Raw genomic sequence first — 12,215 nt, forward strand, 5'->3', positions numbered from 1 at the left:
CGTCATGAACTACTTCAACACCCTGCTGTTCGGGCTCTACCCCTACCTGGCCGGTACCGTCTTCCTGATCGGTAGCCTGCTGCGCTTCGACCACGGCCAGTACACCTGGAAGACCGGCTCGAGCCAGATGCTGACCTCGAAGAACATGCGTCGGGCCAGCAACCTGTTCCATGTCGGCATCATCGTGATCTTCTTCGGCCACCTGGTGGGCCTGCTGACCCCGCACTGGGTCTATTCGCCCTTCATGAGTGCCGGCACCAAGCAGGTGATCGCCATCCTGATCGGCGGCATCGCCGGGGTGATGTGCCTGGTGGGTGGCGTGATGCTGGCCCATCGCCGCATCACCAACCCGCGGGTGCGCGCCTCCTCGAGCCCGATGGACACCTTCATCATCGTGCTGCTGGTGGTACAGGTCTCGCTGGGTCTGCTGACCATCATCCCCGCCCTGGGTCACCTGGACGGCGGCGTGATGATCCAGCTCGCCCACTGGGCACAGTCCATCGTCTTCTTCCAGGGAGGTGCGGCTACCTACCTCGAGGGCGTTGGCTTGATCTACAAGCTGCATATCCTGGTGGGCCTGACCATCATCCTGGTCTTCCCCTTCACCCGCCTGGTTCACGTCTGGAGCGTGCCCTTCGGCTACGTGACCCGTCGCTACCAGCTGGTTCGCAAGCGGGGCTGAAACGGTTTCGAGGAAAAAGCATGCAAAAGATCGATATCGAGATGATCCCGGGGGGGGCTACCACGCCCCCGCCCATCCGGGTCGGCGAGGCCACCATCGCGGAGGCCGACATCGCCCAGGAGATGCAGTACCACCCGGCGGACAGCGCCGGCACCGCCCAGCTCAAGGCCGCCCGTGCCCTGGTGGTGCGCGAGCTGCTGCACCAGCGCGCCGTTGCCCTGGGCCTGGCCGATGCCGACGGCACGGATCTCGACGAGAACGATGCCGCCATCGCCGCCCTGCTGGAACAGGAGCTGGACGTGCCCGAGCCCTCCGAGGAGGACTGTCGGCGCTTCCATGCCACCCACGCCGAGCGCTTCAGTGAACCCACGCAGTTGCAGGTGCGCCATATCCTGCTGGCCGCGGCGCCGGACGACGCCGAGGCCCGGGATGCCGGCTATCGCCTGGGCGAGAAGCTCATCAAGCAGCTGGGCGAACACCCCGAGCGCTTTACCGAGTTCGCCCAGCGTCACTCCGCCTGTCCCTCGAAGGAGGAGGGCGGTGAGCTGGGCTGGCTGGCGCCGGGGCAGACCGTGGCCGAACTCGATGGTGCTCTGCAGCACCTGCCCGAGGGGCTCCACGACCGGCCGCTCGCCTCGCGCTACGGCTGGCATGTGGTCAGCATCGACCAGCGTGTCGAGGGTCGCGAGCGTCCCTACGAGCAGGTCGCCGAGCATGTGCGTCACAGCCTGCGCGAGCAGTCCACGCGCCGTGCCCTGCGCCACTACCTGATGGCGCTGCAGGCCGAGATCGGCGTCGAGGGGATCAGTCTCGACGACGAAAGTGGCAGCGCCCTGATGCAGTAGCCGGATGAAGGGGGGCGCCTGGCCCCCTTTTCGGTGTTCTCGCCCTTTCCTTTCCTCGCCATTCATGCACCGCTCGCCCGCCGGTGGGCGGTGAGGAGGACCCCATGGCTCACGTTCACGCCAATACTCCCTTCGCCCCGCTGGGCATCGCCGTGCTGACCGTCTCCGACACCCGTGGCTTCGACGAGGACGGCAGCGGCGACCTGCTCTCCGCGCGCCTCACCGAGGTCGGCCATGCCCTAGTCGAGCGGCGCATCGTCCCCGACGACGTCTACCGCATCCGTGCGGTGGTCTCGAAGTGGGTCGTGCGCGACGACATCCAGGTGGTGCTGGTCAACGGCGGCACCGGCTTCACCCTCCGAGATACCACCCCGGAAGCGCTGGCGCCGCTGTTCGACAAGGCCATCGACGGCTACGGCGAGCTGTTCCGCCACCTGTCGTTCCAGAGCATCGGCACCTCCACCGTGCAGTCCCGGGCGGTGGCCGGGCTGATCGACCGTACCCTGGTCTTTGCCATGCCCGGCTCACCCAAGGCCTGTGCCACCGCCTGGGATGGCATCCTCGCCGAGCAGCTCGATGCGCGTACCCGGCCCTGCAACTTCGTGGCCATGGTGCTGCCCCAGAGTGCGGGTTGTGTCAGCCGCCAGCAGGAGCCGTCGACCAGCGAGGCGCTGATGGAGACGGAAAGCGACGAGGAGGTCGATGCATGAACTGTGGCTGCGCGGAGGTGGTCACTTCCGGTCTGCTCGACCTGTTCGATGCCCGTGAACGCATGATCGCCGCCGCCCGTCCGGTGGAAGGGCGCGAGCGGGTGGCGCTGGGTGACGCCGAGGGGCGGGTGTTGGCCGATGATGTTGCCGCGGCCCTGGACCTGCCCGGCGTCGACAACAGCGCCATGGACGGCTATGCCCTGCGCCTGGCCGAGCTTTGCCCCGTGGGTCTGCCAGTGGTGCAACGGGTGCCGGCCGGTGCCGGGGTGATGCACCTGCCCAAAGGCGGCTGTGCGCGTATCTTCACCGGCGCCCCGGTGCCCATCGGCGCCGACGCCGTGGTGCCCCAGGAAAAGGTGCGTCTGGATGCCGAGGGCCGGGTGCACGTCGAGGGGGAGCTCGCCGAGGGGGCCAATATCCGCCGCCGGGGCGAGGAGAGCCGCGCCGGCACGCCGCTGCTGCCCTCGGGTACCCGCCTGGAGGCCGCCGCCATTGCCCTGCTGGCCAGCCACGGCATCGCCGAGGTGACGGTGAGGCGCCGCGTGAAGATTGCCCTATTCTCCACCGGCGACGAGCTGATCGAGCCGGGTGAGCGCCGTGTGCCGGGACAGGTCTTCGACAGCAACCGGGCGATGCTCAAGGCGCTGATGGCCCACCCGGGCGTGGAGCTCATCGACCTGGGCGTGATTCTTGACGATCCCCTTGACCTGCATCAGGCCCTGGACCGGGCCCGCGACGAGGCCGATCTGGTAGTCTGTAGCGGCGGTGTATCGGTGGGGGAGGAGGACCACGTACGCCCCGCCATCGAACGGCTGGGTGGCATCGCCTTCCATGGCGTGGGCATCAAGCCCGGCAAGCCCTTCGCCCTTGGCTTCCTGGGCGAGTCGCTCGCCGCCGGAACACCGTTGATCGCCCTGCCGGGCAATCCGGTGGCTTCGCTGGTGGGCTGGCAGTTCCTCGCCCTGCCCCTGGTGCAAGGCCGCCAGGGGATGACGCCGCCGGCACTGCAGCGCTTTCCGGTCAAGGCCGGCTTCTCGCGGCGCGGGCCGCGCGGACGCCGTGAACTATTGCGGGTCGTGCTCGACTGGAGCGCCGGTACGCCGGTGGCTCGCCTGGCCGGCGGCCAGGGATCGCATATGCTGAGTGCCGCCAGCCAGGCCCATGGCTACCTGCTGGTCGACGCCGACACCGATGTGGAGGAACAACATGCCTATGGATACTGCCCAGCCGCCCAGTTCGGCCGCTGACCTGCTGTTCAAGCCGCGCCAGCTGCGTGACCTGGTGCGCGGCGTGCCGTGGCTGGGTGCGCTCTCCGACGAGGAGATCGAGGCGCTGCTCGAGGACTGCGAGCCGCGGACCCTGGCCAGCCGTGAATGGCTGTTCCGCCAGGATACCCCCGCCGAGTGGCTGCATATTGTGATCAGCGGTGCGGTGCGCCTGGTACGCAGTGCCGGGGACGGACGCCTGGCCACCATCCGCTGCGTGGAGCGTGGCGGCACCCTGGGCGAGCTGAGCATGGTGTCCCGGGAGGGCATCTACCTCTACTCCTCCGAGGCGCTGCGCCGCACCCATGTGCTGTCGATTCCCGCCGAGCGCTGCCGCGAGGCCATGGATCGCCACCCCGAGTGCCGCGCCGAGTTCATGAGCCGCCTGGCGCTGGAACTCACCGATCGCCTCGAGGACCTGGCGCTGCTTACCCAGGGCGACGCCATGTCGCGGCTGGTCAGCTATGTGCTGCGCCAGCTGCCGTCGGGGCGTGGCAAGGAGCCCCGGGTGGTGCGCCTGACCATTCCCAAGCGCTGGCTGGCCGCCCAGCTGGCCATGACGCCGGAGACCCTCTCGCGGCTGCTGGCCAAGCTGCGTGACAACGGCGCCATCAACATCGATCGCCAGCGGCTGGTGGTGCTCGACGAGCAGAAGATGCGCGACCTGATGATGACCGACGAGTGACGGAACGGCGGCAGCTGCCGCCGTTCCTCCAAAGGAAGCCCCTATGTCCGCCGCTCCCGCCCTGGTCGACGGCTTCGGCCGCACCATCCGCTACCTGCGCCTCTCGGTCACCGACCGCTGCGATTTCCGCTGCGTCTACTGCATGGCCGAGGAGATGACCTTCCTGCCCCGTGCCCAGGTGCTGACCCTGGAGGAGATGGCGACTCTCTGCCGCGCCTTCATCGAGCTGGGGGTGGAGAAGATCCGCCTCACCGGTGGCGAGCCGCTGGTCAGGCGCGGCATCGAGACTCTGGTCACCGAGGTTGGCGCCTTGCCGGGCATTCGCGACTTCGCCATGACCACCAATGGCGCCGGCCTGGTCAAGCATGCCCGCGCCCTGCGCCAGGGCGGCCTGAGACGCCTCAATATCAGCCTCGACACCCTGGACCCGGTACGCTTTCGCGCGCTGACCCGTACCGGTGACCTGGCGAAGGTGATCGACGGCATCCGCGCCGCTCGCCAGGCCGGTTTCGAGCACATCAAGCTCAATGCCGTGATCCTCAAGGGGCGCAACGACGACGAGGTCCTTGATCTGGTGGAGTTCGCCCGCGCCGAGGGGGTGGATATCAGCTTCATCGAGGAGATGCCGCTGGGCGAGGCGATCGGCCACGACCGTGCCACCACCTTCTGTTCCAGCGATGAGGTACGCGCCATCATCGAGGCGCGTCATCCGCTGGTGCCTACCACCGAGAGCACCCTCGGCCCCTCGCGCTACTACCGCATGGCGGACTCCGAGAGCCGGGTCGGCTTCATCTCGCCGCATACCCACAACTTCTGCGACGCCTGCAACCGTGTGCGTGTCACGGCCGAGGGGCGCCTGCTGCTGTGCCTGGGCAACGAACACTCGGTGGACCTGCGTGCCGTGCTGCGCCGCCATCCCGGCGACAGTGAACGGCTCAAGGCGGCTATCGTGGCCGCCATGACGAAGAAGCCCGAACGGCATCACTTCTCCACCGACGGTGATGTCCAGGTGGTGCGTTTCATGAACATGACCGGGGGCTGAGGGACAGCGAGCGGCACGCTATGGCCCTGTTCGCCGACCGCTCCAGCGAGAAACTCCACCAATATTTCGGTCACCCCCTCTCGAACAGGCACGACAACGATTCGCCCGGCAGTACTGAAACCTCTCTCTCAGCCCAGGCAACTCCCTGAAATCACGGCGTATTACCCGCACCAATGCATGCATTTGCACTAGTCATTGGTCCCGCGGGGTGCCTCTGGCCATATTCGAATCACCAGCAGTCGACACAACACTGACAAGTGAAGGGGAGAGCGGCCGACACCGACAGGGCCGCGGACGCCCCGGCTGGTGAGTCGATCCCACGGACCCAGAGGAGACAACAACATGCAACTGCCGTCACTGATCGAGATTCCCAACGGCGACAAGGTCGTCCCGACCTTCTCCGACGCCGAGATGCGGGGCCGCCTGGCGCGCCTGCGCGACTACATGGCACAGAACGATGTCGATGCGGTGGTGCTGACCTCCTACCACAACATCAACTACTTCAGTGACTTCGTCTACTGCAAGTTCGGCCGCGACTACGGCCTGGTGGTGACCCAGGATCGCTTCACCACGGTGACCGCCAACATCGACGGCGGCCAGCCCTTCCGCCGCAACCGCCTGGGCGACAACATCGTCTACACCGACTGGCAGAAGGACAACTTCTTCAAGGCCGTCAAGCAGCTGTGCGAAGGCAAGCGCCGCGTCGCGGTCGAGTTCGACCACATGACGCTGCAGAACAAGCAGAAGCTGGTCGATGTGCTGGGCGACGTGGAACTGGTCGATGCCGGCGCGCCCACCATGAAGATGCGCATGATCAAGTCCGACGAGGAGATCGCGCTGATCCGCCAGGGCGCACGCATCGCCGACGTGGGTGGTGTGGCCGTGCGCGATGCGATCTACGCCGGCGTGCCGGAGTACGAGGTGTCGCTGGCCGGTCAGGCCGCCATGGTGCGCGAGATCGCCAAGACCTACCCCAACAGCGAACTGATGGACACCTGGGTGTGGTTCCAGTCCGGTATCAACACCGACGGTGCCCACAACCCGGTGACCAGCCGCCGCGTGCAGCCCGGCGATATCCTCAGCCTCAACACCTTCCCGATGATCTCCGGCTACTACACCGCTCTGGAGCGTACCCTGTTCCTCGGTCACGCCTCCGATGAGCACCTGCGCCTGTGGGAAGTGAACTGCGAGGTCCACCGCCGTGGCCAGGAGCTGATCAAGCCCGGCGTGCGCTGCTGCGACATCGCCCACGAGCTCAACGAGATCTTCGCCAAGCATGACCTGCTCAAGTACCGCACCTTCGGCTACGGCCACTCCTTCGGCACCCTGAGCCACTACTACGGCCGCGAGGCGGGTCTGGAGCTGCGCGAGGACATCGAGACCGTGCTCGAGCCCAACATGGTCGTCTCCATGGAGCCGATGATCATGGTGCCGGAAGGCCAGCCGGGTGCCGGCGGCTATCGCGAGCACGACATCCTGGTGGTCAACGAGCACGGGGCCGAGAACATCACCGGCTTCCCGTATGGCCCGGAGCACAATATCATCAAGTAAGATGTTGAATACAAAGGGGGAGCTTGGCTCCCCCTTTCTTGACGATAGCGTGCCGGGAGCAACGAGATGAACAGTGTCAAGATAGAGAACCTGGACTGGATGACCTACAAGGCCCTGACTGAAAATGGGCAGTGCCGGATCATCCTGCCGTTGGGTGCCATCGAGCAGCATGGCCCACACATGTCGCTCAATCCCGATGTGCTGATCCCCAGCCATATCGGCGAGCAGGTGGCGTCTCGCGGCGACAACATGCTGGTCGCACCCCCCATCAGCTACGGCTACAAGTCACAGGTTAAGTCCGGCGGCGGCAACTTCTTCCCGGGGACGACCTGTGTCTCGGGCGCCTCGCTGGAAAACTACGTCTTCGATGTGCTGCAGGCCTATGTGAATCACGGCAACCGTGAATTCATCCTGATCAACGGCCACTTCGAGAACTCCATGCACCTCTGCGAGGCAGCCGACAGGCTGGTCAACAAGTGCCGGGCGGAGGGAATCTCGATCAGGATCTACCTGCTCTCCTACTGGGACTTCATCAGCGACGAGACCGTTGCCAAGGTATTCCCGGATGGCTTCACCGGCTGGGCCGTGGAACATGGCGGGGTGCTGGAAACCTCGATCATGCTGAAGATTCATCCCGAACTCGTCGACATGTCCAAGGCCGTCGACGTGGAACCGGCCAGCTTCCCTCCCTACGACGTCTTTCCTCCTGACCCGAGCTGGGTGGCGCCCTCCGGCACCCTCTCATCGCCGCTGAAGGCAACGGCCGAAAAGGGGGAGCTGATCCTTGAAGAGTGCATCTCGGGAATCGTATCGCACTTGAACTGAATCACTGGTCAGGCCCCTCGAGAGACCCTCGGGGCCCGAGATATCAAGGACGATGCCAAGTACAACAATAGCGAGGTAGAAAGATGCCTAAGAAAGAACCGGTCGCGGTCCCGCGATTCACGGGGCGAGACCTGCCCCCCGTCGGGCGACTGGTCATCCAGTTTGCCCCGCCCATCGCCATCATCGCGCTGATCGTGATGGTGCTGCGCAACCCCGATGGCGTCGCCTCGGTCATCTTCGACCTGCGCACCTATGTCACGGGTGGCTTCACCTGGCTATTCATCCTCTACTCGCTGTTCGCCGTGGCGGTGTGCGGCTGGCTGGTATTCAGCAAGGTGGGTAACCGGGTCAAGCTGGGTGGCCCCAAGGCGAAACCCGAATACAGCAACTTCGCCTGGTACTCCATGCTCTTCGCCTGTGGCCAGGGCATCGGCCTGATCTTCTGGTCGGTGGCCGAACCGATCATGCTGCGTGACGAGAGTCCGGTCTTCCAGGCGATGGAAGGCAACGTGGCGGGCGGTGGCATCGTCTGGGCCTATTTCCACTGGGGCTTCACCGCCTGGGCCATGTACTGCGTCGTCGCGGTCTGTCTCGCCTATTCGCACCACAACCTTGGCAAGACCCTGACCTTCCGCGAGGCGACGGTGGACCTGCTGCCGCGCTGGGCGCGGGGCGGAGCCGGCGTGGTGGTGGAACTGCTGGCGATCATGGCGACTATCCTGGGCCTCTCCACCTCCTTCGCCTTCGCCGCCATGCAGTTTACCGCGGGCCTGACGTCATTCACCGGCGTGACCTCCGGGCCGACCATCTGGCTGTTCGTCATCGTGGGCCTGGGTACCGCCGCCGCGATCTCGGCGTTCTTCGGCATCAGCAAGGGGATGCGCCTGATCAGCGAGACGAACTCCATCCTCAGCGTCGTGCTGGTGGTGGCCGCCTTCATCTTCGGCCCCACGCTGTTCATCATCTCCAATGTCACCCAGACCTTCGGCTCCTACTTCGCCAACTTCGTGCCCATGAGCTTCTGGACGGATGCACCGAGCACCGCCGAGCCGCTGGCCTCATGGCAGCAGAGCTGGAACGGTTGGTGGACGGTGTTCATCTGGTGCTGGGTGATCGCCTTCTCGCCCTTCGTGGCCGGCTTCATCGCCCGTATCTCCCGGGGGCGTACGCTGCGCGAGTTCGTCATCGGCGTCACCGTGATCCCCTCCCTGATCGTGATGCTGTGGATCGGCGTGCTGGGCTCCGCGGCCATCTACTACGACGACAAGAGCGGACGCGGCATCACCGATGCGGTGAATGCGGATGTCGCCAGCGGCCTCTTCGCCATGCTGGAATCCATCCCGGTGGTGGGCAGCCTGCTGCTGGTGGTGGCGACGGTGCTGGTGGCGACCTACTACGTGACCTCCCTGGACGCCGGTACCTACGCCCTGGCGGACTTCGTCTCGGCGCCCAAGCGGGCGGGTGCCTGGTTCCGCGTAGTGCTGGTGCTCAGCATCGGCGCCGTGGCCACGGTGCTGCTGACCCTCGGTGGCAGCGGAGTGGTCGATACGGTCCAGACCGGCACCATCATCGGCGCCTTCCCATTCTCCATCGTGATCCTGCTGATGATCATCAACACCATTCGCCGCCTGCTCAATCGCGACCAGGCGACCAGGGAACTCGAGAAGGTGGTCAATGATCCCGACCCCAATGTGAAACTCGAGGTCAACGGCGAAGGGGAAGTACAGGCAGTCTCCGGCGACAACCTGAAGCCCAGCGCTTCGGGCACCTGACGGCCTTGCCCCTCACGCGTCAGGGGGCACGCTCGAGGCGGCGAGCTTCCTGAAGACAGCAGGCCTGCCGGTCATCACCCTGACCGGCAGGCCTGCTTGCGTTGCGCCGGTCGCCGCTTACAGGTTGGCGATCCCGGATCTCAGGAAGTCCAGCACGTGGCGCGAGGCGATGTTGAGCTCGGCTTCCTTGTAGTAGAGGCCGATGCAGACGCGCTCCAGGGCCGGCAGGGCCGCCGTGCTTTCGGCATGCCGGAGATGGTCCGGTATGACGGAGCGTGCCATCGCGGTGATGCCGAGCCCCTCTTCCACGGCGGAGAAGATGCCGAGCAGGCTGGTGCTGGTGTACATGAAGCGATAGGGGTGCTGCTGGGCCTGCAGTGCCTCCTCCATGATCGAGCGATAGACACACCCCTGGGGGTAGGCGATCAGGGGAATCGGTTCGTCGTCGCAGCTGGCCTGATAGCCCTCCTTGAAGACCCACTCGAGGCTCTCCAGTCGGTAGTCCCGCGCGTCTCTGTCCTCGCTCGCCTTGGCCCGCTCCATGGCCAGAGCGATGTCGTAATGTCCCTTCTGGTAGCGCTGGAGTATCACCTTGCTGATCTCGCAATCCACCTCGACGATGATATTGGGGTAGACCCGCGACAGGTTTCTCAGCGCCTTGGCCAGGAACGCCAGCTCGAAGTCGTTGGGGATGCCGAGACGTACCTTTCCCGAAATGTTGTCGCCCCTTACCTTGGCGATGATCTGGTCATTGATCTCCAGCATCTGCCTGGCGGCACGGTAGAGATATTCGCCATCCTCGGTCAGCTCCAGGCTGGAGCCCCTGAGGAAGATCTTGGTGTCGAGGATCTCTTCCAGCTTCTTGACCTGCAGGCTGATGGCCGGCTGAGACCGGCCCAGCAGTTCGCCTGCGCTGGTAAAGCCGCCCAGGTCCTTGATGGTGACGAAGGTCCTCAACAGGTCAGTGGGAATATTGGTCATTGCAGGGCCATTTCATTGTTTGATCGGGACATAAGCTTTACAAATTGGCGCTCTACTTTATCTGAAATACCTTGGTATTGCTGGCTTAAAAACAACGATCCAGTCCCTCCTTTATGGCAAGTCAAAAACAAGAGGCTAAGCAGATGAATTCCTGGGTATTGACCACTTTTCTTATATTGACATGCTATATGTTAATTCACTCCGGGGCCGCCTATCTCCGCAGGGAGCTGAAGAGGAAGTCGGCAGCTCAGCAGGTGAGGAGGTGACCATGGATGCCTACAAGATGTTCAACTGGGGGCTATTGATCCTCACCTTCGGCCTGCTGATCTACCTCGGCTTTCTCTCCTCGAAATACATGAACAAGAGCGACGAAGGGGGATTTCTGGTCGCGGGGCGTTCGTTGGGTGCCTTCGTCGCGGCCGGTACCATCGTCGCCACCGGTTTCAGCGGCTGGGGCTTCATGGGGTCACCCGGCGTCACCTACCAGTTCGGTGCCATCGAGGTGCTGGGCAACTTCTTCTTCGCCCCGGCAATGATGATCGCGGTGCTCTACTTTGCGCGATTCCTGCAGCGCCGGGCAATCGAGATGGGCAGCAACACCATTCCCGAGTATATCGCCCAGAGCCATGGCGGCGGTGCCATGGGGCGGGTGCTGCAGGGGGTGGCGGGGTTCATCACCATCCTGCTGCTGCTGGTCTTCCTGACCAGTCAGATCAAGGCCGTGGGTCTCCTGGGTGCCAGCTGGCTGGGCATCGAGCTCAACCAGAGCGCCTTCCTGATGGTATCGGTAATCATCATCTATACCATGCTGGGCGGCCTCGCCGCGGTGGCCTGGACCGATACGGTGATGGTCTGCGGCATGGCACTTGCGGCCGTGATCATCATGATCCAGATATTTACCTCGGTGGACCTCGGAACCTGGGAGACCTCCCTCAACGCCATCGACCCTGAGCTTCTCAATCCCACCACCGGGGCCCACTACGGTGACTCCATCGGCACCGTCTTCCTGGTGCTGCCCTATGCCTTCCTGTTCGCCGCGGTACTGCCCTACATGGCGATCCGTTTCCTGGCCATGAAACCCGACGTCAAGCTGCACAAGGTGGGGGTCTATGTGGCGATCCTGGGGGCGCTGCTGAGCCTGATCCCCATCGTCGGCCTCTACGTGCGGATGCAGGTGCCGGACCTGGCCGACCCCGACATGGCGATGCCGGTCTATCTGGAGCAGTTCATGCACCCGGCTATTCAGGGAGTGATCACGCTGTTCATCATCTTCGCCATGAAGTCCACGGCCAACTCGCTGCTGCACACGGTGGCCTCGGCGACCTCCCATGACCTGCGGCTGTCGCTGTTCGGCCCCGTTGCAGGTGAGCGCGCTGCACTCATGATCAACCGCACGGCCGTGGTGGTGCTGGGCGTGGTCGCCCTGCTGATGATGCTCTATGCCCCGCCCTTCATGCTCTCCTGGCTGGGTATCCTGGGCTCAGGCACCCTGCTGGCCAGCATGATCGGGCCGGTGTTCATCTCCACCTTCTGGCAGGGCAGTGGCTGGGGGGCGCTCACCGCGATGCTGGTGGGCTTCCTCACCAGTGGCTACATGATGCTGTTCGCCGATGTGGGCTGGCTGATCGGGCCGCTGACCGGCTGCGTGGTGTCCTCGATCTGCTACGTGGGTGTATCGCTGGTGACGCGGCGGCGCCATTACCAACCACGGCTTACTCGTCGATGAAGGCCAGGCCTCATCGATGAAGACCACGCTATGAAGGCCACGCCCGCAGGAGACTGCGGGTGTGGCGTTTTCGGGTGGTAGGTCAGAGCTTCCATGCCAGGCTGGACAAGCACCGATGGTGCTGTGGCAGC

The 12,215-nt window shown here is 64.6% G+C and carries 11 protein-coding genes; 10 read left to right on the forward strand and 1 reads right to left on the reverse strand.

All coding sequences use genetic code 11. The features are described 5' to 3' along the window. Positions 1-4: 4 nt before the first annotated feature. The 9 genes from narI (at position 5) to ACJ7IV_RS00995 (ending at position 9,377) form a co-directional block, all read left to right on the forward strand. Positions 5-682 (forward strand): respiratory nitrate reductase subunit gamma, encoded by a 678-nt coding sequence (gene narI, locus ACJ7IV_RS00955; protein WP_483865392.1) that lies wholly within the window; start codon positions 5-7, stop codon positions 680-682. A gap of 20 nt (positions 683-702) precedes the next feature. Next, positions 703-1,527, forward strand: a complete 825-nt coding sequence (locus ACJ7IV_RS00960) for a peptidylprolyl isomerase (protein ID WP_213311229.1) — start codon at positions 703-705, stop codon at positions 1,525-1,527. Between the two features lie 104 nt (positions 1,528-1,631). After that, a complete protein-coding gene (gene moaB / locus ACJ7IV_RS00965; protein WP_483865393.1) occupies positions 1,632-2,237 on the forward strand; it encodes a molybdenum cofactor biosynthesis protein B in 606 nt (201 codons plus the stop codon). Continuing rightward, positions 2,234-3,484, forward strand: a complete 1,251-nt coding sequence (locus tag ACJ7IV_RS00970) for a molybdopterin molybdotransferase MoeA (protein ID WP_483865394.1) — start codon at positions 2,234-2,236, stop codon at positions 3,482-3,484. Before moaB ends, ACJ7IV_RS00970 begins: the two co-directional genes overlap by 4 nt. Beyond that, entirely contained in the window at positions 3,444-4,187 is a 744-nt protein-coding gene (locus ACJ7IV_RS00975; protein ID WP_483865395.1) for a Crp/Fnr family transcriptional regulator, read from the forward strand. Before ACJ7IV_RS00970 ends, ACJ7IV_RS00975 begins: the two co-directional genes overlap by 41 nt. Before the next feature lie 43 nt (positions 4,188-4,230). Next, entirely contained in the window at positions 4,231-5,229 is a 999-nt protein-coding gene (moaA, locus tag ACJ7IV_RS00980) for a GTP 3',8-cyclase MoaA (RefSeq protein WP_483865396.1), read from the forward strand. Positions 5,230-5,571: 342 nt separating this feature from the next. After that, positions 5,572-6,780 carry a M24 family metallopeptidase gene (locus ACJ7IV_RS00985; RefSeq protein ID WP_483865397.1) on the forward strand — a complete coding sequence of 403 codons (1,209 nt, stop codon included), beginning with the start codon at positions 5,572-5,574 and terminating at the stop codon, positions 6,778-6,780. 66 nt (positions 6,781-6,846) lie between these two features. After that, positions 6,847-7,605, forward strand: coding sequence for a creatininase (locus tag ACJ7IV_RS00990; RefSeq protein ID WP_483865398.1), 759 nt, complete (start codon positions 6,847-6,849; stop codon positions 7,603-7,605). A gap of 83 nt (positions 7,606-7,688) precedes the next feature. Further along, the gene (locus tag ACJ7IV_RS00995; protein WP_483865399.1) at positions 7,689-9,377 is read left to right on the forward strand and encodes a BCCT family transporter; all 1,689 of its coding nucleotides are present in this window, start codon (positions 7,689-7,691) and stop codon (positions 9,375-9,377) included. Between the two features lie 117 nt (positions 9,378-9,494). Here the strand turns inward: ACJ7IV_RS00995 and ACJ7IV_RS01000 are convergent, their stop codons facing one another. Next, entirely contained in the window at positions 9,495-10,358 is an 864-nt protein-coding gene (locus ACJ7IV_RS01000) for a LysR family transcriptional regulator (protein WP_232911827.1), read from the reverse strand. Positions 10,359-10,626: 268 nt separating this feature from the next. Between ACJ7IV_RS01000 and ACJ7IV_RS01005 the strand changes: the two genes are divergently transcribed. Beyond that, the gene (locus tag ACJ7IV_RS01005) at positions 10,627-12,084 is read left to right on the forward strand and encodes a sodium:solute symporter family protein (RefSeq protein WP_483865400.1); all 1,458 of its coding nucleotides are present in this window, start codon (positions 10,627-10,629) and stop codon (positions 12,082-12,084) included. Positions 12,085-12,215: the final 131 nt, after the last annotated feature.

This window comes from Halomonas sp. C10-5 (assembly GCF_057169305.1).

What these genes read in the sequence shown, in the direction of transcription:
- ACJ7IV_RS00985 (WP_483865397.1), top strand. Translation starts at nt 5,572, where the DNA reads ATGCAACTGCCGTCACTGATCGAGATTCCCAACGGCGACAAGGTCGTC.
- moaB (WP_483865393.1), top strand. Translation starts at nt 1,632, where the DNA reads ATGGCTCACGTTCACGCCAATACTCCCTTCGCCCCGCTGGGCATCGCC.
- ACJ7IV_RS01005 (WP_483865400.1), top strand. Translation starts at nt 10,627, where the DNA reads ATGGATGCCTACAAGATGTTCAACTGGGGGCTATTGATCCTCACCTTC.
- ACJ7IV_RS00970 (WP_483865394.1), top strand. Translation starts at nt 2,234, where the DNA reads ATGAACTGTGGCTGCGCGGAGGTGGTCACTTCCGGTCTGCTCGACCTG.
- ACJ7IV_RS00995 (WP_483865399.1), top strand. Translation starts at nt 7,689, where the DNA reads ATGCCTAAGAAAGAACCGGTCGCGGTCCCGCGATTCACGGGGCGAGAC.
- ACJ7IV_RS00960 (WP_213311229.1), top strand. Translation starts at nt 703, where the DNA reads ATGCAAAAGATCGATATCGAGATGATCCCGGGGGGGGCTACCACGCCC.
- ACJ7IV_RS00975 (WP_483865395.1), top strand. Translation starts at nt 3,444, where the DNA reads ATGCCTATGGATACTGCCCAGCCGCCCAGTTCGGCCGCTGACCTGCTG.
- moaA (WP_483865396.1), top strand. Translation starts at nt 4,231, where the DNA reads ATGTCCGCCGCTCCCGCCCTGGTCGACGGCTTCGGCCGCACCATCCGC.
- ACJ7IV_RS01000 (WP_232911827.1), bottom strand. Translation starts at nt 10,358, where the DNA reads ATGACCAATATTCCCACTGACCTGTTGAGGACCTTCGTCACCATCAAG.
- ACJ7IV_RS00990 (WP_483865398.1), top strand. Translation starts at nt 6,847, where the DNA reads ATGAACAGTGTCAAGATAGAGAACCTGGACTGGATGACCTACAAGGCC.
- narI (WP_483865392.1), top strand. Translation starts at nt 5, where the DNA reads ATGAACTACTTCAACACCCTGCTGTTCGGGCTCTACCCCTACCTGGCC.